General features: G+C 60.3%; 21 protein-coding genes. 9 read left to right on the forward strand and 12 right to left on the reverse strand.

Annotated features, from left to right (window positions below; genetic code table 11):
* The first annotated feature begins 167 nt into the window (after nt 1-167).
* Nucleotides 168-1,082, forward strand: a complete 915-nt coding sequence (locus F475_RS06495; RefSeq protein ID WP_111453478.1) for a LysR family transcriptional regulator — start codon at nt 168-170, stop codon at nt 1,080-1,082.
* Here F475_RS06495 and F475_RS06500 read toward each other — a convergent pair.
* The 3 genes from F475_RS06500 to F475_RS06510 all read right to left on the reverse strand — a co-directional run bounded on the left by F475_RS06500 (nt 1,072) and on the right by F475_RS06510 (nt 4,418).
* Nucleotides 1,072-1,848 (reverse strand): substrate-binding domain-containing protein, encoded by a 777-nt coding sequence (locus F475_RS06500; protein WP_019579429.1) that lies wholly within the window; start codon nt 1,846-1,848, stop codon nt 1,072-1,074. The genes F475_RS06495 and F475_RS06500 overlap by 11 nt on opposite strands.
* 32 nt (nt 1,849-1,880) lie before the next feature.
* Complete coding sequence (locus tag F475_RS06505) at nt 1,881-3,173, reverse strand: MFS transporter (protein ID WP_018929736.1); 1,293 nt, start codon at nt 3,171-3,173, stop codon at nt 1,881-1,883.
* Nucleotides 3,174-3,344: 171 nt separating this feature from the next.
* Nucleotides 3,345-4,418, reverse strand: coding sequence for a sensor domain-containing diguanylate cyclase (locus tag F475_RS06510; RefSeq protein ID WP_018929735.1), 1,074 nt, complete (start codon nt 4,416-4,418; stop codon nt 3,345-3,347).
* Between the two features lie 165 nt (nt 4,419-4,583).
* Here F475_RS06510 and F475_RS06515 point away from each other — a divergent pair, with 165 nt between their 5' ends.
* From F475_RS06515 to dmeF, 3 genes are all read left to right on the forward strand, one after another.
* Nucleotides 4,584-4,922: an FKBP-type peptidyl-prolyl cis-trans isomerase gene (locus F475_RS06515; RefSeq protein ID WP_018929733.1), complete on the forward strand. Its 339-nt coding sequence runs from the start codon at nt 4,584-4,586 to the stop codon at nt 4,920-4,922.
* Nucleotides 4,923-5,237: 315 nt separating this feature from the next.
* Nucleotides 5,238-5,513, forward strand: coding sequence for a metal/formaldehyde-sensitive transcriptional repressor (locus F475_RS06520; protein ID WP_019648873.1), 276 nt, complete (start codon nt 5,238-5,240; stop codon nt 5,511-5,513).
* An 11-nt stretch (nt 5,514-5,524) separates the two neighbouring features.
* On the forward strand, nt 5,525-6,451 hold the full coding sequence (gene dmeF / locus F475_RS06525) for a CDF family Co(II)/Ni(II) efflux transporter DmeF (protein ID WP_064618335.1): 927 nt from the start codon (nt 5,525-5,527) through the stop codon (nt 6,449-6,451).
* An 8-nt stretch (nt 6,452-6,459) separates the two neighbouring features.
* Here dmeF and F475_RS06530 read toward each other — a convergent pair whose 3' ends face one another.
* Nucleotides 6,460-7,563, reverse strand: coding sequence for a cytochrome P450 (locus F475_RS06530; RefSeq protein ID WP_111453479.1), 1,104 nt, complete (start codon nt 7,561-7,563; stop codon nt 6,460-6,462).
* A gap of 81 nt (nt 7,564-7,644) precedes the next feature.
* Here F475_RS06530 and F475_RS06535 point away from each other — a divergent pair, with 81 nt between their 5' ends.
* Nucleotides 7,645-8,409 carry a helix-turn-helix transcriptional regulator gene (locus F475_RS06535; protein WP_111453480.1) on the forward strand — a complete coding sequence of 255 codons (765 nt, stop codon included), beginning with the start codon at nt 7,645-7,647 and terminating at the stop codon, nt 8,407-8,409.
* Here the strand turns inward: F475_RS06535 and F475_RS06540 are convergent.
* The gene (locus F475_RS06540) at nt 8,406-9,014 is read right to left on the reverse strand and encodes a LysE family translocator (protein WP_111453481.1); all 609 of its coding nucleotides are present in this window, start codon (nt 9,012-9,014) and stop codon (nt 8,406-8,408) included. The two genes, F475_RS06535 and F475_RS06540, sit on opposite strands and share 4 nt — an antisense overlap.
* Before the next feature lie 105 nt (nt 9,015-9,119).
* Here F475_RS06540 and F475_RS06545 point away from each other — a divergent pair, with 105 nt between their 5' ends.
* Nucleotides 9,120-10,043: a LysR substrate-binding domain-containing protein gene (locus F475_RS06545; RefSeq protein WP_018929729.1), complete on the forward strand. Its 924-nt coding sequence runs from the start codon at nt 9,120-9,122 to the stop codon at nt 10,041-10,043.
* Here F475_RS06545 and F475_RS06550 read toward each other — a convergent pair.
* The 6 genes from F475_RS06550 to F475_RS06580 all read right to left on the reverse strand — a co-directional run bounded on the left by F475_RS06550 (nt 10,033) and on the right by F475_RS06580 (nt 16,805).
* Nucleotides 10,033-10,374 (reverse strand): hypothetical protein, encoded by a 342-nt coding sequence (locus F475_RS06550; protein WP_018929728.1) that lies wholly within the window; start codon nt 10,372-10,374, stop codon nt 10,033-10,035. The genes F475_RS06545 and F475_RS06550 overlap by 11 nt on opposite strands.
* Before the next feature lie 135 nt (nt 10,375-10,509).
* Nucleotides 10,510-11,529: a branched-chain amino acid aminotransferase gene (locus tag F475_RS06555; RefSeq protein ID WP_018929727.1), complete on the reverse strand. Its 1,020-nt coding sequence runs from the start codon at nt 11,527-11,529 to the stop codon at nt 10,510-10,512.
* 316 nt (nt 11,530-11,845) lie between these two features.
* Nucleotides 11,846-13,231, reverse strand: coding sequence for a dihydrolipoyl dehydrogenase (gene lpdA, locus F475_RS06565; RefSeq protein ID WP_111453482.1), 1,386 nt, complete (start codon nt 13,229-13,231; stop codon nt 11,846-11,848).
* 3 nt (nt 13,232-13,234) lie between these two features.
* Complete coding sequence (locus F475_RS06570; protein ID WP_111453483.1) at nt 13,235-14,509, reverse strand: dihydrolipoamide acetyltransferase family protein; 1,275 nt, start codon at nt 14,507-14,509, stop codon at nt 13,235-13,237.
* Entirely contained in the window at nt 14,510-15,568 is a 1,059-nt protein-coding gene (locus F475_RS06575) for an alpha-ketoacid dehydrogenase subunit beta (RefSeq protein ID WP_019648882.1), read from the reverse strand.
* Between the two features lies 1 nt (nt 15,569).
* Entirely contained in the window at nt 15,570-16,805 is a 1,236-nt protein-coding gene (locus F475_RS06580) for a 3-methyl-2-oxobutanoate dehydrogenase (2-methylpropanoyl-transferring) subunit alpha (RefSeq protein ID WP_018929723.1), read from the reverse strand.
* 185 nt (nt 16,806-16,990) lie between these two features.
* Between F475_RS06580 and bkdR the strand changes: the two genes are divergently transcribed.
* Nucleotides 16,991-17,479, forward strand: coding sequence for a Bkd operon transcriptional regulator BkdR (bkdR, locus tag F475_RS06585; RefSeq protein ID WP_017339472.1), 489 nt, complete (start codon nt 16,991-16,993; stop codon nt 17,477-17,479).
* Nucleotides 17,480-17,536: 57 nt separating this feature from the next.
* Here the strand turns inward: bkdR and F475_RS06590 are convergent, their stop codons facing one another.
* Nucleotides 17,537-18,400 (reverse strand): MBL fold metallo-hydrolase, encoded by an 864-nt coding sequence (locus tag F475_RS06590; RefSeq protein WP_111453484.1) that lies wholly within the window; start codon nt 18,398-18,400, stop codon nt 17,537-17,539.
* A 163-nt stretch (nt 18,401-18,563) separates the two neighbouring features.
* On the opposite strand from F475_RS06590, the gene F475_RS06595 reads away from it, so the two are divergent.
* Nucleotides 18,564-19,370: a sulfite exporter TauE/SafE family protein gene (locus tag F475_RS06595; RefSeq protein WP_111453485.1), complete on the forward strand. Its 807-nt coding sequence runs from the start codon at nt 18,564-18,566 to the stop codon at nt 19,368-19,370.
* Between the two features lie 206 nt (nt 19,371-19,576).
* On the forward strand, nt 19,577-20,761 hold the full coding sequence (locus tag F475_RS06600; protein WP_111453486.1) for a porin: 1,185 nt from the start codon (nt 19,577-19,579) through the stop codon (nt 20,759-20,761).
* Nucleotides 20,762-20,794 lie beyond the last annotated feature (33 nt).

Below are 20,794 nucleotides of genomic sequence, written 5' to 3' on the forward strand. Positions count from 1 at the left end.
GGGGGCGATAAGGATAAAGGCTGGAGCCGGATGCGTCAGCCATGAACGAAAATGTTTGGGCCTCGCGATGGCAATTTTGCAGGCATCCAAGATGTCGTAACATTTAGCATCAATTAGTGACATTCATAGGATAAGCTGATCAATCTGTTCGTTCCCGAGTGCGCACCATGGCCATCAACTTCGACCTTAACGATCTGCAAGCCTTTCGCGCCGTGGTGGAGCAGGGCAGCTTTCGCAAGGCTGCGGACACCGTACGCATCTCCCAACCAGCCCTCAGCCGGCGGATCGAAAAGCTCGAAGACGCTCTGGGCGTGAAATTGTTCGAACGCACGACTCGCCGGGTCAGCCTGACTCAGGCCGGGCGTGGTTTCATGCCCAGCGTCGAACGCCTGCTGGATGACCTGGACGTGGCGCTACTGGGTATCAGCGAAGTCGCCTCGACCCGGCTCGGGCATGTCACCGTCGCCTGTGTGCCGTCGGCGGCGTACTACTTCATGCCGCGTGTGATCGCCCACTACCATCGGCAATTTCCGCGGATCAAGGTCAAGGTGCTCGACTCCAGTGCTCACGAGGTATTGAGTGCCGTGGTCAACGGTGAAGCGGACTTCGGCTTGAGCTTCATGGGCACCCTGGAGGCCGAAGTCGAATTCGAGCCGCTGGTGCAGGAAGGTTATGTGGTGGCGTGCAGACGAGATCACCCCCTTGCAGGACGCAGCAGCGTGACATGGGATGAGTTTTATCAGCAGGATTACATCTCGCTGGACAAGACTTCGGGCAATCGCTTTTTGCTGGATCAAGCGCTGGCTGGCGTGGTGCCGCAGCGGCCGAGCATCTGCGAAACCCGTCATGTGACGACCATGATCGGTCTGGTGGAGGCCGGGTTGGGCGTGGCTGCCGTGCCGTTGATGGCGATGCCGGCGGCGGACCACCCGATTCTGACGCGGGTACCGTTGACCGATCCGCAGGTGATGCGCAATGTTGGGTTGATCAAGCGCCGGGGTCGTACGTTAACCCCGGCGGCATTGGCGTTGGAGCGTCTTGTAGTGGAAATGAAAGTCCAGCAACCTTCGGTCAGTGGCTGACTGAGTCCAGCCCCGTCGCTTTTACGTCCGGCTGGGCTGCGCTGGAGGCCAGGTACGCAAGCAGCGCCTTGGCCTCGGCCGGGTGTTGCGCATTGACCGGAATACCGGCGGCGAAACGGGTGACCGATTGCACCGATTCCGGAATTTTCGCCACAAAACTTACCCCAGGCACCGGTAGCAATTCGCTGACCTGCTGGAAGCCCAGTTGATAATCGCCGGTGGCAACCACCGAGCCCACCGGGATTTTCGGGATCATCTTCGATTTGGGTTTGAGCTGGTTTTCGATGCCCAGACGCTTGAACAGTTGATCCTCGATATACACGCCGCTGGCACTGTCGGAGTAGGCGACTGACTTGGCGTCGAGCAAGGTTTTTTTCAGGCCTTCCACCGAGCTGATGTCCGGCTTCGGCGCACCTTCACGCACCACCATGCCGATCCGCGAATCCGCCAGTTCGACCCGTGAAGCGGGATCGACTTTGCCTTGCTTGATCAGGTCGTCGAGGGCATAGCCGACCATGATGACCACGTCGGCTTTCTCACCGCGGGCCAGACGATTGGGAATCGCTTCCGGGGCTTTTCCCATGGATGGACCGAGGGCGGTGTCCAGGGTGTTGCCGCTAGACTCGGCGAATTTCGGACCGAGGATTTTGTAGGCTGCCGTGAAACCACCGGACGTCATTACACGGATTTCTTCAGCCTGGGCGATCGAACTCAGACCGAGACTGGCCACCAGAGCCAGGGCGGTAAAGTTGAAAAACCTTTTCATCAAATAGCTCTCGCAGTTAGAGGTTGGGTGGTTCACGACACGGCCGGTTGCAGGCGGCCAGAGGCACGGCGATAGAGAAACAGCGTCGCGCACAGGGCACAGAACGCGGCGAAACTCATCCAGTAACCGGGTGCGGCCTTATCGCCGGTGTACTGGATCAGGAAGGTCGATATGGCCGGTGTGAAACCGCCGAACACCGCCGTCGCCAGGCTATAAGCCAAAGAGAAACCTGCGACCCGAACCTCGACCGGCATGATTTCCGTCAGTGCGGCGATCATTGCGCCGTTGTACAAGCCATAAATGAACGACAGCCACAGCAGCACCAACAGCATGTTGATGAAGCTCGGTGCTTGCACCAGATAGGTCAGCGCTGGGTAGGCCGTGGCCAACGTCAGTAACGCCATGGCGATCAGTACCGGGCGACGACCGATGCGATCTGAAAGCGCGCCGCCAATCGGCAACCAGAAAAAATTCGAAACGCCCACCAGCAAGGTCACCAACAGCGCATCGGAGGTATTGAGGTGCAGCACGGTTTTGCCGAAGGTCGGCGCGTACACGGTGATCAGATAGAACGCGGTAGTGGTCAGGGCGACCATCATCATCCCGGCGAACACGATGACCCAGTTCTGTCCCAGGGTGCGGAACACGTCGCCCATGCTTGGCCGGTGTTTACGGGCGGTGAACTCTTCGGTTTCTTCCAGGTTACGGCGCAGGAAGAAGATGAAAGGCACGATCATGCAGCCGACGAAAAACGGAATCCGCCATCCCCAATCGGCAATCATCGTCGGCGCCATCCATTGGTTCAGACCATAGCCCAAAGCCGCCGCGACGATGATCGCCACTTGCTGGCTCGCTGATTGCCAACTGGTGAAGAAACCTTTGTTGCCGGGAGTGGCGATCTCCGCGAGGTACACCGATACACCGCCCAGTTCCGCACCGGCCGAGAAGCCTTGCAGCAATCGGCCGATCAGCACGATGGCCGGGGCGAACAGCCCGATGGTTTCGTATCCGGGCACCAGCACAATCAGAATCGTACCGCTGGCCATGATCGACAGGGTGACGATCAGCCCTTTGCGGCGCCCCACATCATCGATGTATGCGCCCAGTATCACGGCGCCCAACGGACGCATCAGGAAGCCCGCGCCGAACACCGCGAACGTCATCATCAGGGACGCAAACTCGCTGCTGGCAGGGAAAAATACGGCAGCGATCTGCGTGGCATAGAAGCCGAAAAGGAAGAAATCGAATTGCTCGAGGAAGTTGCCCGAGGTCACTCGGAAAATCGCACTGGTCCGGGAGCGACCGGAATGGATTGATGCTGTCATTGACGTGTACTCCACCGCTTTTATGACGTGCACTGCCTGGACGCGGTGCACGGTTCTTATTGGGGTGGATAGTGGAGCAGGGACATCGATATGTTAATTGCATAGTTGGTATGTATTGATGCATGAAGCGGATCAATGCTGCCGACCCAGAGACGCGGCGTTTACCCAAGGCTATTCGCTGTGTACGCGTATCGGGCTGATGTTCCCCAACCGATACTGATTATTCCCGCTGCGCTTGGCCTCATACATCGCCAGGTCGGCAATGTGAATCAACCGGTCCATGCTCGGCGCATGGTCCGGGAACACCGCGACCCCAAGGCTGCTGCCGATGTGGCGCTGGTCGTTGCCGATGGTCACCGGCGGTGCGAGTTCGATGAAGATTTTCTGGCAGATGCTGCGGGCTTCGTCTTGCAGGCTGTTGCCTTGGGGAAGTCCTTGGAGGATGACCACGAACTCGTCGCCGCCGATCCGGGCAACGGTGTCGGTTGAACGCAGGATCTTCTTCAGGCGTGTCGCGGTGGTGATCAGCACGCGGTCGCCGGCCGCATGGCCGTAGTGGTCGTTGATCGCCTTGAAACCATTGAGGTCGACAAACACCAGTGCCACCCGCGTGGCGCTGAGGCGGGCGTGTTCCAGGGCAGCGGACAGGCGCTCTTCGAGCACCAGGCGATTGGGCAGGCCGGTCAGCGGGTCGTAATGGGCCAGGTGTTGCAGGTAGCTGGCGGAGGCTTTTTCCTCGGTGATGTCGCGGACCACGCCCATCATCTTGATCGTTGCGTCATGCTCATTCTTGACCACATTGCCGGTCTCCCGCAGCCAGCGGATGCTGCCGTCCGGCCAGACCACGCGGTATTCCTCGTCGTGGTTTTCGCCGGTTTCCAGGCAACGCAATTCACCGGCGCGGACCTTGACCCGGTCGTCCGGGTGCACACAGGAACAGAACAGGGCGTAGGAGGGCGTCACCTCGCCGATCTTGAACCCGAACATCCCGTAGATTGCATCCGACCAATAGAGCTTGTCGGTATCAACCTCCCAGTCCCAGGTGCCGATGCGGGCGAAGTATTGGCTGCGTTTGAAGCGCTCGGCGTCGCCTTCCTGGTGGATACTTTGTCCCTCGGTGAGGCTGTCGATCAGCGCGCGGCACTCGGCCAACTGCTTTTGCAGCGAACGATCGCGCCAAATCAGCGCGACGATCAGGGCAAGGGTCAGCGAGCCGATGGTGACGTCGGTCCAGAGCTGACTCATTGAGAAATTGCGCTCATGGCGTATCGAACCGTGGGGGAGGTGGCGGGTATATTAGTTCACGACCACTGCCGGATACAGAGCGAAACGGTTGCCAATGGCCCGCATTTCTGGGAAAACGGCGCCCATCAAGCCCGTTCGGGCAAGCGCACAGATAGAGTGAATGTAATGAATGATGAGTTGCAGGTAATCGACCTTGAAGTGGGCGACGGCAAAGCCGCCGTCAAAGGCGCGCTGATCACCACCCAATATCGTGGGTGGCTGGAAGACGGCACTGAGTTCGACTCCTCCTACAGCCGGGGCAAGCCTTTCCAATGCGTGATTGGCACCGGGCGGGTAATCAAGGGCTGGGACCAGGGAATCATGGGCATGCAGGTCGGCGGTAAGCGCAAGCTGCTGGTGCCGGCGCACCTGGCCTACGGCGAGCGCTCGATGGGGGCGATTACGCCGAATTCGAATCTGATTTTCGAGATTGAATTGCTAGAAGTGCTGACGCGGGATGATTGATGGGCGAGTGAATTGAAATGATTAACCCCGCTGTCTCTGAGAGGAGAGAGCGGGGTTTTTGCTATCTGTGGCGAGGGGGCTTGCCCCCGTTGGGTTGCGCAGCGACCCTGAAACCTGTGCATGCGGCGTGTCAGGGAATCTCCACTCGCCAGTTTTGCGGCTGCTGCGCACCCGAGCGGGAGCAAGCTCCCTCGCCACAATTCAGCCGCTATTACCGCGATACAAGCCGATGAGCCATGACGCAGTCAACCCGACTTGCCAGCCCTGGCAATATCGGTAACTATGCCCGCCTAAATAGGGGTAGGGGGTATAGGTATGTCGCACATCCACGAACACAAAGACGATTTGCTCAATCGCGTCCGGCGCATTGCCGGTCAGGTCCAGGCGGTGGAGCGGGCGTTGGAGTCCGATGCCGAGTGCGCCAAAACCCTGCACTTGGTTGCGGCAATTCGCGGTGCGGTCAATGGTCTGATGGACCAGTTCATCGACGCCCACGCCCGTGAACATGTGGCACGTCCCGGCCTCAGCGACGAAGCACGCGCCGAAGGCGTGGAAGACTTGTTGCAAGCCATCCGCCGTTACTCGAAATAGAGGCCTGCCCCATGACACTGACACCTCAGGCTTCGCGCTTTACTCACGACCATCTGTTTCTGGGGGCCGCCCACGATGAAAATGCTCGCCGCACGTTGTGGGTGGTGGCGCTGACGTTCGTGATGATGATTGGCGAGATTGCCGCTGGTTATATCACCGGCTCCATGGCGTTACTGGCGGACGGCTTTCATATGGCGACCCACGCCGTGGCCTTGGGCATTGCCGCGGCGGCCTACAGTTTTGCCAGGCGACACGCCAACAATTCGCGCTTCAGCTTCGGTACCGGCAAGGTCGGGGATCTGGCGGCTTTTGCTTCTGCCATGGTGCTGGGCCTGGTGTCGATCGGCATCGCCGGCGAATCGATCCTGCGGCTGTTTCAACCTATCACCGTGGCTTTCACCGAAGCGACGGTGATTGCGGTGGTGGGGCTGGCGGTGAATGTCGTCAGCGCATTGCTGCTGGCAGGCAACCATGGGGATCACGGCCATGATCATCACAACCATAACCACGGTCACCATCATCACGATAACAACCTGCGCTCGGCGTATGTCCATGTGCTGGCCGATGCATTGACGTCGGTACTGGCTATCGCGGCATTGTTGGCCGGGCGCTATTTGGGTTGGGTCTGGCTGGACCCGGTGATAGGCGTCGTCGGAGCCCTTGTTATCGCGAAATGGGCCTATGGCTTGATGCGCGATAGCGCCGCGGTATTGCTCGACGCCACCGACGAGCACGTCGCCGCCGAAATTCGTGAGCTGCTTGAATCGACGGACGATGTCCGCATCAGTGACCTTCATGTCTGGCAAGTCGGGCCCCAGGCGCGAGCCGCAATTGTCAGTGTCGTGGCTACGGCGAGCGTCAGTGCCGACGCCATCCGCGAACGTCTGGCGCCGGTTCATGAGTTGTCTCACTTGACGGTCGAATATCGCAACGCTTGAGGTGTTTTTCAGGCAAAGAGCGGAATGCGCCCGTTAAGGGAAGGGCGGTAGTGCCAGGTCAACCGATCCAAAGCCGGTTTCATTATCAGGATCTGAGTCAACGTCGCGCGGGCAATGCTCAAGGCCAGCACCTGCCCTGGGCATTGATGACGGCCGGCGCCGAAGGTGAAGCTGCGGCGGTTTGGGCGTTCGAGCAGGAATGTATCGGGATCGTCATTGAGCAGCGGATCACGATTGGCCGAGGCCAGCAGCACCAGAATGACGTCGCCGGAGTTCAGGTTCACGCCGTCGATTTCGCAGGGCGCTGCGACGAAGCGGCGGGTGTTCTGTACCGAAGGATCGAAGCGCTGCACTTCGGCGATCAGGTCGTTGGCTTGAGTTGGGTCGATCTGCGGGTTTCGGCTCAACGCCAGTAGCGCATTGCCGATCAGCCCGGCGGTGGCTTCGTAGGTCTGGGAGAACAGGCCGATCAGGTTGGCGATCAAGGTTTCCGGGTCGGTCGAGGTGGCGAAGCGCTGCCGGATACCGGCGAGCAGGGCGCTTCGATTGTTCGGGTCAGCCAGAAGCTCGATGCAATATCCCTTCAGCTGTTCTGCCGCAACATGGGCGGTGTCCAGTTGTGCCTGATTGCTGAGGGGCGACAGGCAGGCGACGAAGTCTGCGGTCAGCTCGCTGATGGTCCGGCCCTGAGCCGGAGAAAAGCCCAGCAACGTCGCCACTACACAGACCGGCCCGCGAAACATCGCCGCGTACAACCCATCGGCTCCAGGGGTAATCAACCGAGCGCTGACCAGTGAGTTGACGTCATTCCCATCAATCAGCGTCAGCCCCGGCTCAATCGCTGCCCTCGGGCAACGCTGCCGCTCACCCTCGTTCATCCGCATTAGCTGACCGAACACTTTGCCCGCCATGTCCTGAGCAATTGCCTTGGGCACCGGCTCATGCGCCGGCCGCACATGACAATCCGGATGCGCCAGCACGGCGGCGACCGCTCGGGCGCTGCTGGCCACCCACAGTTTCAGTCCCTGATGAAAAACCAATCCACCCTCGGCACGCAGTTGCGCGTAATAGGGGTAAGGGTCGGCGTGAGTCGCAGCGATGATCGGGTCCATGGGTCGCAGCCTTATCGATGGTTGAAAAGTGTTGCTACTATCTCCAGTCCTAAGGGGCCTTGATTCGTCCGGGAGCGAAATATGAACGCAGAGCAACACGACGTTGGCATCTCTCAAGTGGCCGCAGCGATTGCAGAGCCTGCGCGGACGAAAATCCTCTGCTCGCTGATGGACGGCCATGCCCGCACCAGCACCGAGCTGGCGGCGGTTGCCGAAGTCAGCGCCTCGACCGCCAGCGCACACCTGGCCAAGCTCAAGGAACTGGCGCTGGTGCGTTTGCACGTTCAGGGCCGCCATCGCTATTACAGCCTCGCGGACAAACGCGTGGCCCAGGCACTCGAAGCACTGATGGTGATCGGCCAGAACGCCGTGCCGACATTCAACCCGCGCACCCCGGACCGCCTGCAATTCGCCCGCACCTGCTACGACCACATGGCCGGCACGTTGGCAGTGGTGCTGCATGACCGGATGATCGACGCGGGGTGGTTGCTGCAAACCGATGAGCAGGCTTATCGATTGAGCGACAGTGGTGAAGCGTTGTTCGAAGGATTGGGCATCGACGTCAAAGACCTCGGCACTTTGCGCCGCCGCTTTGCCTGCCCGTGCCTGGACTGGAGCATGCGTCGGCCGCACCTGGGCGGTGCCTTGGGCGCGGCGTTGCTGCAAACGGCGATCAAACGCCAATGGGTGACGCAGGATCTGGACAGTCGGGCGTTGGCGTTGACGGCGGTGGGGCGAAAGGAACTCGGTCACCGGTTCGCCGTTGAACTGCCGATTCAGGGAATGACAGCGCCACTCACGTCCACCGGGAACAGGCGCCGCGCGATCGCCAGTCCTGCGACTTAGCGACTGGCCGAGGCCATGAGCACGCCAAAACCGGCGAAGGTCACGCCCGAAACTTTTGCGGTCAGCCAGGAACCTTTCGGGCTCGACAACCAGCCTTTGGCGGCATTGGCGAGCAAGGCATAGCTGCCGTGCACCAGGATCACCAGTACGCCGTAGGAGGCGACCAGCTTGATGAACTGGCTGTAGAAGTGCGCCGAAGTGTCGATGAATTGCGGGAACACCGCCAAAAAGAAAAACACCGCCTTGGGGTTCAGAAGCTGCATCGAAGCCGCTTCAAGGAAGCGATAACCCGGGCTTGAAGGGCGTGTTTCAAGCAGCGTGCTGAAACGATCCGAGCGCCAGCTTTTGTAGCCCAGGTACAACAAATAGGCGGCTCCTGCGTATTTCAATGCGATAAAGGCGTTCGCCGAGGTGCTGAGTATCAGGCCAACACTGGTGGCGCTGATGGCAGCGACCACAAACGCCCCCGACGCGATTCCCAGAATGCCCGGCACGGCCCCCCTCCAACCGTGGCGCACCGCGTTGGACAGGGTCAGGACCACACCAGGTCCCGGGCTCAAAATGGTCAGGGTGGCGAAGAGTACAAAGAGTCCGTAACTGTTCATGGCTTGCTCCGTCAGGTGGCATTGGCTGCGTGCTGGCAGATTGGCGTGGCGAGGAGGGCGTGACAAACGCTTTAATTACAGCGCATAGGTGACTAAATTAGACGCATGAATCCACTACCGCCTCTTAATGCTGTTCGCGCCTTCGCCGTTGCTGCTCGTCATCAGAGCTTCAGCCTGGCGGCCGAAGAGCTGCATGTCAGCCACAGTGCCGTCAGCCGGCATATCAAATTGCTCGAGGAATACCTGGGGGTGCTGCTGTTCGAGCGGCGTATCCGGCAATCTGTGCTGACGCCGGCCGGCCAGCGCTTTTATGAGCAGGTCAGCGCCGGGCTGTCGCAGATCGCCAATGCCGCCACTGCGCTCAAGCAGCATGCCTCGCTGCCTACGGTGAAGATCAATGTGCGTCCGTCCTTCGCCATGCTTTGGCTGACGCCCAGGCTGGCGGATTTCGTTGCGCGGCACCCCGGCATCAAGCCGCAGGTGATCACCCAGACCCAGGCACCCGATCAGGCACGCGACGGGTTCGATATCGTCATTCGCCGTGGTCGTGACGATTGGGCACCGGCGATTGAGGCGCGAGCGCTGTTCGAAGACGAACTGTTGCTGGTCGCGGCCCCTGCGCTGATCGAGCGCCTGCCACTTGAAGACCTCACGTCCCTGAGTCGGCATACGTTACTGACCGCCAAGGCACGCCGTGAAGACTGGCACAATTGGGCCATGCACTTTGGTCAAAGCCAGTCAGCCACTCAGGTAACCCGGCAGTTTGATCACATGCACCTGGTGCTTCAGGCCGCAGTGGATGGACAGGGCGTTGCCCTGTGCCCGACCTCTTTGTTGGGCAGCCATATCTCGAGCGGACGCCTGATCTGCCCGTTACCCGAGTTGCGCATGCCGTTGCCGCGTTATTACTACGGTGTTGCGCCGGACGTGACGGCTCACACGCGGATCTTTGTGGAGTGGTTATTTGCCCGGATTGCTCAGGATGAGCTGAGTTGGCAGACACCTCGTGCCGTGACCGCTACGCTCTGAAATCCCAGACGATCTCCACCACCCGCACCGCCAGCACCAGGTAAACCAGACCCAGGATGATCTGGAACGCCGTGTGATACGGCAACCTGGACAGCCGGCGCAAGCCGTCGCTGACACTGAGCAGCATCAACAGTGCTGATATTGCAATCAACCCCCAGCCGGCAAGGTTTGAGGCGAGCAATCCCATAAACAGTTGATGACCGCCTCGCAACGCGTTGGTGCCCGCCGCGAACAACAGGGCGCACACCAGCAGGTTCTTGATGTTGTCGAACACCTGCGTGGTGAAGTCGGTTTCCAGCAAGGCCAGATACTTTCGCCAGAATTTATCCATGGTTGTGGTGGCACCTGTTGATGGCGGTTGCACGTGGCAAGTCTAGTGGCGTTTTGCACGAAACGCGGGCGAAAAAAAGCCCGGCCTTCAATGTGATGGCCGGGCTTTTGTGTTCAAACGGACTGTGGCGTCAGATCAAACCTTGACGATCCAGCCCGCTGGCGCTTCGATGTCGCCGGTCTGTACACCGGTCAGCTCTTTGTAGAGCTTCTGGGTGACCGGGCCGACTTCGGTTTCGCTGTGGAACACGTGCAGCTTGTCGTTGTAGCTGATGCCGCCGATCGGGGTGATCACCGCGGCAGTACCGCAAGCACCGGCTTCCTTGAAGTCGGACAGCTTGTCGATGAACACGTCACCTTCAACCACTTCCAGGCCCAGACGGGTCTTGGCCAGTTCGATCAACGACAGACGGGTGATGCCCGGCAACACCGAAGGGGAATTCGGGGTGACGAACTTGTTGTCGTGGGTGATCCCGAAGAAGTTGGCCGAGCCGACTTCTTCGATTTTGGTGTGGGTCATCGGGTCCAGGTAGATGGCGTCGGCGAAGTGCGCCTTCTTGGCCTGGGAGCCTGGCATCAGGCTGGCGGCGTAGTTGCCACCGACCTTGGCCGCGCCGGTGCCTTGCGGAGCGGCACGGTCGTAGCTGGAGATCTGGAAGTTGTGTGGGGTCAGGCCGCCCTTGAAGTAGGCGCCGACCGGGATGCAGAAGATCGAGAAGATGAACTCGGGTGCGGTACGCACGCCGATGTTGTCACCCACGCCGATCACGAACGGACGCAGGTACAGCGCGCCGCCGGTGCCGTAAGGCGGAATGAAACGCTCGTTGGCGCGGACCACGTCCTTGCACGCTTCGATGAACTGTTCGGTGGACACTTGCGGCATCAGCAGGCGCGCGCAGCTGCGTTGCATGCGGGCGGCGTTCTGGTCCGGGCGGAACAGGTTGATCGAACCGTCCTTGCAACGGTAGGCCTTCAGGCCTTCGAAGCACTGCTGGCCATAGTGAAGGGCAGTCGAGCCTTCGCTGATGTGCAGCACGTTGTCTTCGGTCAGGGTGCCTTTGTCCCACTCGCCATTACGCCAGTGCGACAGATAGCGCTTGTCTGTCTTGATGTAGTCAAAACCCAGCTTGTCCCAATTGATGCTTTCGTTACCCATGACACCCTCTATCACTTAACAACCGTCGAAACGGTTCAAGGCTTCTGACATTTTTCTGGATGGGGACAACAATACTTCATTCCGGGCCTAAATCGCAGCCCGGACTATCGGGTGATTGGCAGATTTCTTAGCCAGCTCATGAAACTTGTCGCCGATCTTTCATCATTCGAAACCCTGTGGCGAGGGAGCTTGCTCCCGTTCCGGTGCGCAGCACTGGTAAAACCGGACACTGCGGTGCATCAGGCAGATCGCAGTGACGCGGTTGGGGCCACTTCGCAGCCCAGCGGGAGCAAGCTCCCTCGCCACAGTTGAGCGGTTACAGATGCAGCGCGTGCCCCAACGCACGCAGCGCCGCTTCCTGCACCGCCTCGCCGAGCGTCGGATGCGCGTGGATGGTGCCGGCGATGTCTTCCAGCCGGGCGCCCATTTCCAGGCTTTGGCCGAACGCCGTCGACAACTCCGAAACACCCACACCCACCGCCTGCCAGCCAACAATCAGATGATTGTCACGCCGCGCCACGACCCGCACGAAGCCACTTTTCGACTCCAGTGTCATCGCCCGGCCATTGGCGGCGAACGGGAAGCTGGACACGATGCAGTCCATCCCCGCAGCCTTGGCCTCGTCCGGGGTCTTGCCGACCACCACCAGTTCCGGGTCGGTGAAACACACGGCGGCAATGGCGGTCGGGTTGAATTCGCGGTGTTTGCCGCTGATCAGTTCGGCAACCATCTCGCCCTGGGCCATGGCCCGGTGGGCGAGCATCGGTTCGCCGCTGAGGTCGCCGATGGCGTAGACGTTGCGCATGCTGGTCTGGCAACGGTTGTCGATCTTGATCGCCGAACCGTTCATGTCCAGGTTCAAGGTTTCGAGGTTCCAGCCCTGGGTGTTGGGTTTGCGACCGACGGCCACCAGCACCTGATCGGTTGCAAGATTCAGGATGTCGCCGTTCGGGTCGCGAACTTGCAGTGAATTTCTTTGTGAATCAAAGCCTTCAACGCTGTGCTTCAAGTAAAGCTTCACATCGAGTTGTTTGAGTGCTTCGTGCACCGGATGGGTCAGTTCGGCATCGTAGGCCGGCAGAATACGATCCTGCGCCTCGACTACGCTGACCTCGGCGCCGAGCTTGCGATAAGCAATCCCCAGCTCCAGACCGATGTAACCGCCACCGACCACAACCAACCGTTTAGGCACGCTTTTCGGCGCCAGGGCTTCAGTGGAGGAGATGATCGGCCCGCCAATCGGCAGCATCGGCAGGTTGACGCTTGTCGAACCGGTGGCCAGCACCAGGTGCTCGCACTGAATCCGCGTGTCGCCGACCTCAACGGTTTTACCGTCGATCACTTTCGCCCAGCCGTGGATGACCTGGACCTTGTGCTTCTTTAATAGCGCGGAGACGCCAGTGGTCAGGCGATCAACGATGCCGTCCTTCCACTCGACGCTTTTGCCGATGTCCAGGGTCGGCGCCGATACGCTGATGCCCAGCGCCGAGTATTGGCTGTGGTGCTGTGTCTGATGGAACTGTTCGGCGACGTGGATCAACGCCTTGGACGGAATGCAGCCGATGTTCAGGCAGGTGCCGCCCAACGATTGGCCTTCCACCAGAATAGTCGAAATGCCCAACTGACCGGCACGGATCGCTGTCACGTAACCGCCAGGGCCGCCGCCGATGATCAGCAGCGTAGTATTTAGAGTCTGTTGCATTCCTTACTCCACAAACAGCGTTGCGGGTTGTTCGAGCAAGCCACGAACGGCCTGGATGAATTGCGCCGCGTCCATGCCATCGACCACGCGGTGATCGAAGGAGCTGGAGAGGTTCATCATCTTGCGGATCACGATCTGGCCTTTGATCACCATTGGTCGCTCGACGATTTTGTTCACGCCGACGATCGCCACCTCCGGCAGGTTAAGCACCGGCGTGCTGACGATGCCGCCCAGGGCGCCGAGGCTGGTCAGGGTGATGGTCGAGCCGGACAGCTCATCGCGGCTGGCCTTGCCAGTGCGTGCCGCCGTGGCCAGGCGGGAGATTTCCGCGGCGTTGTCCCACAGGCTGCGGGCTTCGGCGTGACGCACCACCGGCACCATCAAACCGATGTCGGCTTGCGTGGCGACGCCCACATGCACCGCGCCGAGGCGGGTGATGACCTGGGCCTCGTCGTCGTAACGGGCGTTGATCTGCGGGAAGTCGCGCAGGGCCACGACCAAGGCGCGCACCAGGAACGGCAGCAAGGTCAGCTTGCCACGGGTCGCACCGTGTTTTTCGTTCAGGTGCGCACGCAGCTCTTCGACGGCGGTGACGTCGATTTCTTCGACGTAACTGAAGTGGGCGGCACGCTGGGTGGCGTCCTGCATACGCTGGGCGATCTTGCGGCGCATGCCGATCACCGGGATTTGCTGTTCGTCGTTGCGCTGGGCGTAAGCGGCGGTGGTCGTCGATGCGTTCGACTGACCCTGAGCCAGATAAGCTTCGAGGTCTTCGTGCAGAATCCGCCCGGCAGGGCCGCTGCCACGCACCAGGCGCAGTTGAATGCCAAGGTCCAGCGCATGCTTGCGCACGGCCGGGGAGGCCAGCGGACGTTCGTCGGCTTCGCGGGCGACCATCGGTCCTTGGCAAGCGGCAGCCGGACGCGGGGCCGCTGCAGCCGGTGTGCTTTCTACGACGGCTTCAACTTTCGGCGCCGCCATAGGTGCTTCTTTAATAACCGCCGTTGGCGCAGTCGATTCCTTAACGTTGCCTGCGCCTTCGACTTCAATGCTGATCAGCACGCTGCCGACCGCCATGACTTCGCCCGGCTGTCCACCCAGTGCAATCACCTTGCCGTTCACCGGCGAGGGGATGTCGACCATCGCCTTGTCGGTCATGACATCGGCCAGCACCTGATCTTCGACGACCATGTCGCCGACCTTGACGTGCCACTGAGACAATTCAACTTCTGCAATGCCTTCGCCAATGTCCGGCATTTTAATAACGTGCGTGCCCATTCAGACCTCCATAACCCGATGCAAAGCCGCGCCCACACGGGACGGACCAGGGAAATACGCCCACTCTTGCGCGTGCGGGTAGGGGGTGTCCCAACCGGTCACGCGCTCGATTGGCGCTTCCAGGTAGTGGAAGCAATGCTCTTGCACCAGCGCGACCAGCTCGGCGCCGAATCCGCAGGTACGGGTCGCTTCGTGAACAACTACGCAGCGTCCGGTTTTCTTCACCGACTTGACGATGGTTTCCAGGTCCAGCGGCCACAGGCTGCGCAGGTCGATGACTTCGGCATCGATGCCGGTTTCTTCAGCGGCGACTTGCGACACATAAACCGTGGTGCCGTAGGTCAGGATGGTCACGTCCTTGCCCGGACGGGTGATGGCGGCAACATCCAGCGGCACGGTGTAGTAACCGTCCGGCACTTGCGCGGCCGGGTGCTTCGACCATGGGGTCACCGGGCGCTCGTGGTGACCGTCGAACGGGCCGTTGTACAGGCGTTTTGGCTCGAGGAAGATCACCGGGTCATCGTTTTCGATGGAGGCGATCAGCAGGCCTTTGGCGTCGTAAGGGTTGGATGGCATGACGGTGCGCAAGCCGCAGACCTGGGTGAACATCGCCTCGATGCTCTGGCTGTGAGTCTGGCCGCCATAGATGCCGCCGCCGCAGGGCATGCGCAGGGTCATCGGCGCGGTGAACTCGCCGGCCGAGCGATAACGCAAGCGCGCCGCTTCGGAAATGATCTGGTCCGATGCCGGATACACGTAGTCGGCGAACTGGATCTCGGCCACCGGCCGCAAACCGTAAGCACCCATGCCCACGGCGACGCCGACGATGCCGCTTTCGGAGATTGGCGCATCGAATACGCGGGAGGTGCCGTACTTGGTCTGCAGGCCTTCGGTGCAACGGAACACACCACCGAAGTAGCCGACGTCCTGACCGAACACCACGACGTTGTCGTCACGCTCAAGCATCACATCCATGGCCGAGCGCAGGGCCTGGATCATGGTCATGGTGGTCGTGGTCATGGCGGTTTCCAACTGAATATTATTGTTGTGATCGTTCATGTCAGATCCCCAACTCCTGACGCTGGCGCTTCAAGTGCTCCGGCATCTCTTTGTAGACGTCTTCGAACATGGTCGCGGCGCTCGGAATCTGGCCGCCGGCGAGGGTGCCGTACTGCTCGGCTTCTTTCTGCGCGGCGATCACTTCGGCTTCCAGTTCGGCGCTGACAGCGGCGTGTTCCTCCTCGGACCACTGACCGATTTTGATCAGGTGCTGCTTGAGGCGAGCAATCGGGTCACCCAACGGGAAGTGACTCCAGTCGTCGGCAGGACGGTATTTGGAAGGATCATCGGAGGTCGAGTGCGGGCCGGCGCGGTAGGTGACCCATTCGATCATGGTCGGGCCGAGGTTGCGCCGCGCGCGTTCGGCAGCCCAGGCGGATGCAGCGTAGACCGCGTAGAAATCGTTGCCATCGACCCGCAGGGAGGCGATGCCGCAACCGACGCCGCGTCCGGCAAAGGTGGTGGCTTCACCGCCGGCAATCGCCTGGAATGTCGAGATCGCCCACTGGTTGTTGACCACGTTGAGGATCACCGGCGCACGGTACACGTGGGCGAAGGTGAGGGCGGTGTGGAAGTCCGATTCAGCAGTGGCACCGTCGCCGATCCACGCCGAGGCGATTTTGGTGTCGCCCTTGATCGCCGAGGCCATGCCCCAGCCCACCGCCTGGACGAATTGGGTGGCGAGGTTGCCGGAAATGGTGAAGAAACCGGCTTCCTTGACCGAGTACATGATCGGCAGCTGACGGCCCTTGAGCGGATCGCGCTCGTTGGACAGCAGTTGGCAGATCAGGTCCACCAGCGGCACTTCGCGAGCCATCAGGATGCTTTGCTGACGGTAGGTGGGGAAGCACATGTCGTCGATGTTCAGGGCCAGGGCCTGGGCGCTGCCGATGGCTTCTTCGCCGAGGCTCTGCATGTAGAACGACATTTTTTTCTGGCGCTGGGCGACCACCATGCGGTTGTCGTAGATCCGTGTCTTGAGCATGGCGCGCATGCCTTTACGCAGGATCTCGACGGGTACGCCTTCAGCCCATGGGCCGAGGGCATTGCCCTGGTCGTCGAGCACGCGAATCAGGCCTTTGGCCAGATCAGCGGTATCGGCCGGTTCTACGTCGATTGGGGGTTTGCGCACCGTGCCGGCATCGGTCAAATGCAGGTAGGAGAAGTCGGTTTTGCAGCCGGGACGGCCCGAAGGTTCGGGCACGTGCAGGCGCAGCGGTTCGTACGCTTGGTTCATGGCTTCTACGCTCGATCTTGTGAATTTCTTGTAGTGAGCTGGCAGTCATTCTTCGGTAAAAGAATTCTTGTCCTACAACAATCATAGGCCGGGCCAAGAAGAATATTTCTCTGTGTTTCGTTGCGCTGGAGGTCATTTGAGGATAAAAAATCTGCATAAACATAAAAAACAGGTGTTTTTGTCTCATGCGCAAACTGGACCGTACCGACATCGGCATTCTCAACAGCCTTCAGGAGAACGCGCGCATCACCAACGCCGACCTCGCGCGCTCGGTGAACCTGTCGCCCACGCCGTGCTTCAATCGGGTCAAGGCGATGGAAGAATTAGGGCTGATTCGCGAGCAGGTGACGTTGCTGGATGCCGACTTGCTGGGGCTGCATGTGAATGTGTTCATTCACGTCAGCCTGGAGAAGCAGGTGGAAGAGGCGTTGCAGCATTTCGAAGAGGCGATTTCTGATCGCCCGGAAGTAATGGAGTGCTATCTGATGGCCGGCGACCCGGACTATTTGATCCGTGTGTTGGTGCCGACCATCCAGTCGCTGGAGCGCTTCATGATGGACTTTCTGACCAAGGTGCCGGGAGTGGCGAACATTCGTTCGAGCTTTGCGCTCAAGCAAGTGCGCTACAAGACGGCGTTGCCGTTGCCGGCGAATGGTCTGACCCTGGCCAATTGAAGATCGCAGTTGTAGCGGCCGTAGCAGCTGTCGAGCACCGCGAGGCAGCGTTCGGGGCTAGAGTTGGTTCAGGGGGATTTTCAGGTAGGTCACGCCATTGTCTTCCGCGGGCGGCAAATTCCCTGCCCGCACATTCACCTGAATCGCCGGCAGCAACAGCGTCGGCATGCACAAACCGGCGTCACGCTGGGTGCGCATCGCGACGAAGGAGGCTTCGTCGACGCCGTCGTGAATATGAATGTTGCTTTTGCGCTGCTCGCCAACCGTACTCTGGCATTGCGGGGCGCGGCCCTCGGGCGGGTAATCGTGGCAAACGAAGAGACGCACACTGGCGGGGAAGGCCAGCAGTTTGCGGATCGAGGCGAACATCTGGTTGGCGTTGCCGCCGGGGAAGTCGCAACGCGCGGTGCCGACGTCCGGCATGAACAACGTGTCGCCCACCATAATCACATCGCCGTCGATCAAATAAGCCATATCTGCCGGAGTATGCCCTGGCACATGCAGGGCCGTGGCCTTGAGGTTGCCGATGCGGAATGACTCGTCTGGCGCGAACAGGTGATCGAACTGCGAACCGTCGGTCCTGAATCCTGGTTCAAGATTGAACAGTGTCTTGAACACCCCCTGAACCTTGCTGATCGACTGACCAATCGCAATCTTGCCCCCCAGTTCCCGGCGCAGATAAGGCGCGGCCGACAGGTGGTCGGCGTGGGCATGGGTTTCCAGCAGCCATTGCACCTGCAACTGGTGTTGGCGAACGAAGGCGATGATCCTGTCGGCCTGGACGGTCGAAGTGCGCCCGGCGGCGGCGTTGTAATCGAGCACCGGGTCGACAATCGCGCAGTGCCCGCCATCGTGCTCGTAGATTACGTAGCTGTAGGTCTTGGATGCGGGGTCGAGGAAGGCTTCAATCAAGGCGGGCATGGTGGCTGTTTCTGTTTGGACAAGCCTTGAGGGTAGTTTCATTTTCCCTGCGTTGACCAGCCCCGCATCAATTCAATTAATGAAAAAAACTGTGCGGGCTCTATCCTGTCACTCAATCGATACCGGGCGTCCCCGGCCTTTTTTCGCGGATCATGAGTGTTTTATGTTGTTGGCAAGTTTTTTTGGCCTGGTCATGGGCCTGGTGCTCGGCTTGACCGGAGCCGGTGGCGGTATTCTTGCGGTGCCGGCGCTGGTGCTCGGGCTGGGTTTGACCATGACCCAGGCGGCGCCCGTCGCGTTGTTCGCGGTGGGCAGTGCGGCGGCGATCGGTGCGATCGACGGGTTGCGCCATGGTCTGGTGCGCTATCGCGCGGCGCTGTTGATTGCTTTGCTTGGCGCGGTGTTTTCGCCGGTGGGTATCTACTTCGCTCATCAGTTGCCGGAAAAGATCCTGAAAATCCTGTTCAGTCTGCTGATGGTCATGGTGGCCTGGCGGATGCTGCGCCCGGAAAAGCTCGACGCCGGTCCGAGCGACCACGGCCACGCCAACTGGGGCCAGAAGAACTGCATGCTCGATCAACAGACCGGGCGTTTTTCCTGGACCGCCAAATGCACCGCGACCCTTGCCGCGCTCGGCGCGGTCACTGGCGTGGTCTCGGGGTTGCTCGGGGTCGGTGGCGGTTTTCTGATAGTGCCTGCGTTCAAGCAACTGACCGATGTGCAGATGCGCGGGATCGTCGCCACGTCGTTGATGGTGATCAGCCTGATCTCGATCATCGGGGTGATTGGCGCGTTTCACGCCGGGGTGCGGATCGATGGTTTGGGCGTGTCGTTCATTGTCGCCAGCATCGTCGGGATGATCCTCGGCCGAAAACTCTGCGCGCGGGTGCCGGCCCGAGGGTTGCAGATCGGCTTTGCCAGCGTCTGCGTGGTGGTAGCCGTTTACATGCTGTTTAGAGCACTCGCCTAGCGCACCGGTTCCTGTGGACGTCTGTGTGGCCCGCAGGCTTACACCCTAAGTTCCGGGCCTGGCCGACGGGCGGTCTTACGCCGAATTTGCCGCGCGCTACCGGCCAGCCCAAAGCACCCGACAACCGCCCCCAAGGCAGCGTATGACGCCGCCTGTCCGCTTTCGATAATCGCCTCCGACATCAAGTCCCCGTAGCGGAGCGCGTCATGCACAACAATAAGAATTTCAAGCATCGTTTCTTGCCGGCTTTCATCGTTAGTCTGTCATCCCTGGGCCTGAGCTCGATGGTCCAGGCCGAGATCATGCTGTACGACAAGGACCAGACCACTTTCTCCACCGATGGCTACATCAACGCCTTCTACGTCAATAGCAACGTGGACCGGGCCGGCGATCAGTACGACCGGCGCCAGGCGCGGGTGAAGATGGGTTTTTTGCCTAACTATCTGGGTTTCAACATGGGCAAGCAGGTCGATGACCTCAAGCTCGGCGCCCGGGCCTCGTTCTGGGTGACCATCAATGACAGCGAAACCAACGGCACCAACACCGCCATTGACGTGCGGCAGTTCTACGGCACGGTGGCCAACCCGGAGTGGGGCGAGGTGCTGATCGGCAAGGACTTCGGCCTGTTTGCCCGTTCCAACATCCTGCTCGACGAACTGCTCGCCGGTTACGGTCAGGTCAGCGATACGTTGGGCCTGGTGGACGGCGGGGGGGTGTCGTTCGGCAACATCGGCAGCGGTTATCCGTACCCGTTCCCGACCTCGCAGATTACCTATCGCACCCCGATGATGGACGGCTTGCGGGTGGCGGTGGGGATCATGGACCCGGTCGACACCAACGACAGCAGCGCAACCGGCAAGGCCTACCAGAAGAACCCGCGTACCGAGAGCGAGATCACCTATCAGTTCGACCTCGGCGGAGCGAAGATTTACAGCTGGCTCAACGGTAGCTACCAGACCTCCGACAACACCGACTCCAACGTCGAGTCCGTCACCTCCAAAGGTGTCGGTTACGGTGTGCAGGCGAAGATGGGCGGGCTGTCGCTGACCGGCTCCGGTTTCCAGGCCAAAGGTATTAACCCGTTCTTCACCAACAATGCCGGTGAACCGACCCTGCGTAATGTCGACAGCAACGGTTACCTGTTGCAGGGCTCCTACAAACTGGGCAAGAACCGCCTGGCCTTGTCTTATGGCAAGACCAAGGACGACGGTAACGGCGTGGTGGGCAGCGGTGCCGATTACGAGACTCGCGGCGTTGCGCTGTTCCATGACGTCAACGACAACCTCAAGCTGGTGGCCGAGTACAACCAGTTCGAAATCAACGGCCACGACACCAGCGCCCAGAATGAAAACACCGATACGTTTGCGGTGGGGGCGGTGTTGACCTGGTAGGGGTTGACTAACCACTCCTTATGGCGAGGGAGC

The sequence above is a fragment of the Pseudomonas sp. URMO17WK12:I6 genome (genome assembly GCF_003253625.1).
Lineage (GTDB): Bacteria > Pseudomonadota > Gammaproteobacteria > Pseudomonadales > Pseudomonadaceae > Aquipseudomonas.

Bases quoted from the DNA above. Each gene is read 5' to 3' on its own strand.
- F475_RS06495 (WP_111453478.1), top strand. From the start codon at position 168: ATGGCCATCAACTTCGACCTTAACGATCTGCAAGCCTTTCGCGCCGTG.
- F475_RS06555 (WP_018929727.1), bottom strand. From the start codon at position 11,529: ATGGGTAACGAAAGCATCAATTGGGACAAGCTGGGTTTTGACTACATC.
- F475_RS06550 (WP_018929728.1), bottom strand. From the start codon at position 10,374: ATGGATAAATTCTGGCGAAAGTATCTGGCCTTGCTGGAAACCGACTTC.
- F475_RS06510 (WP_018929735.1), bottom strand. From the start codon at position 4,418: ATGAGTCAGCTCTGGACCGACGTCACCATCGGCTCGCTGACCCTTGCC.
- F475_RS06580 (WP_018929723.1), bottom strand. From the start codon at position 16,805: ATGAACCAAGCGTACGAACCGCTGCGCCTGCACGTGCCCGAACCTTCG.
- F475_RS06505 (WP_018929736.1), bottom strand. From the start codon at position 3,173: ATGACAGCATCAATCCATTCCGGTCGCTCCCGGACCAGTGCGATTTTC.
- F475_RS06590 (WP_111453484.1), bottom strand. From the start codon at position 18,400: ATGCCCGCCTTGATTGAAGCCTTCCTCGACCCCGCATCCAAGACCTAC.
- F475_RS06570 (WP_111453483.1), bottom strand. From the start codon at position 14,509: ATGGGCACGCACGTTATTAAAATGCCGGACATTGGCGAAGGCATTGCA.
- F475_RS06520 (WP_019648873.1), top strand. From the start codon at position 5,238: ATGTCGCACATCCACGAACACAAAGACGATTTGCTCAATCGCGTCCGG.
- F475_RS06595 (WP_111453485.1), top strand. From the start codon at position 18,564: ATGTTGTTGGCAAGTTTTTTTGGCCTGGTCATGGGCCTGGTGCTCGGC.
- F475_RS06530 (WP_111453479.1), bottom strand. From the start codon at position 7,563: ATGGACCCGATCATCGCTGCGACTCACGCCGACCCTTACCCCTATTAC.
- F475_RS06600 (WP_111453486.1), top strand. From the start codon at position 19,577: ATGCACAACAATAAGAATTTCAAGCATCGTTTCTTGCCGGCTTTCATC.
- F475_RS06575 (WP_019648882.1), bottom strand. From the start codon at position 15,568: ATGAACGATCACAACAATAATATTCAGTTGGAAACCGCCATGACCACG.
- F475_RS06535 (WP_111453480.1), top strand. From the start codon at position 7,645: ATGAACGCAGAGCAACACGACGTTGGCATCTCTCAAGTGGCCGCAGCG.
- lpdA (WP_111453482.1), bottom strand. From the start codon at position 13,231: ATGCAACAGACTCTAAATACTACGCTGCTGATCATCGGCGGCGGCCCT.
- F475_RS06515 (WP_018929733.1), top strand. From the start codon at position 4,584: ATGAATGATGAGTTGCAGGTAATCGACCTTGAAGTGGGCGACGGCAAA.
- F475_RS06545 (WP_018929729.1), top strand. From the start codon at position 9,120: ATGAATCCACTACCGCCTCTTAATGCTGTTCGCGCCTTCGCCGTTGCT.
- F475_RS06500 (WP_019579429.1), bottom strand. From the start codon at position 1,848: ATGAAAAGGTTTTTCAACTTTACCGCCCTGGCTCTGGTGGCCAGTCTC.
- dmeF (WP_064618335.1), top strand. From the start codon at position 5,525: ATGACACTGACACCTCAGGCTTCGCGCTTTACTCACGACCATCTGTTT.
- bkdR (WP_017339472.1), top strand. From the start codon at position 16,991: ATGCGCAAACTGGACCGTACCGACATCGGCATTCTCAACAGCCTTCAG.
- F475_RS06540 (WP_111453481.1), bottom strand. From the start codon at position 9,014: ATGAACAGTTACGGACTCTTTGTACTCTTCGCCACCCTGACCATTTTG.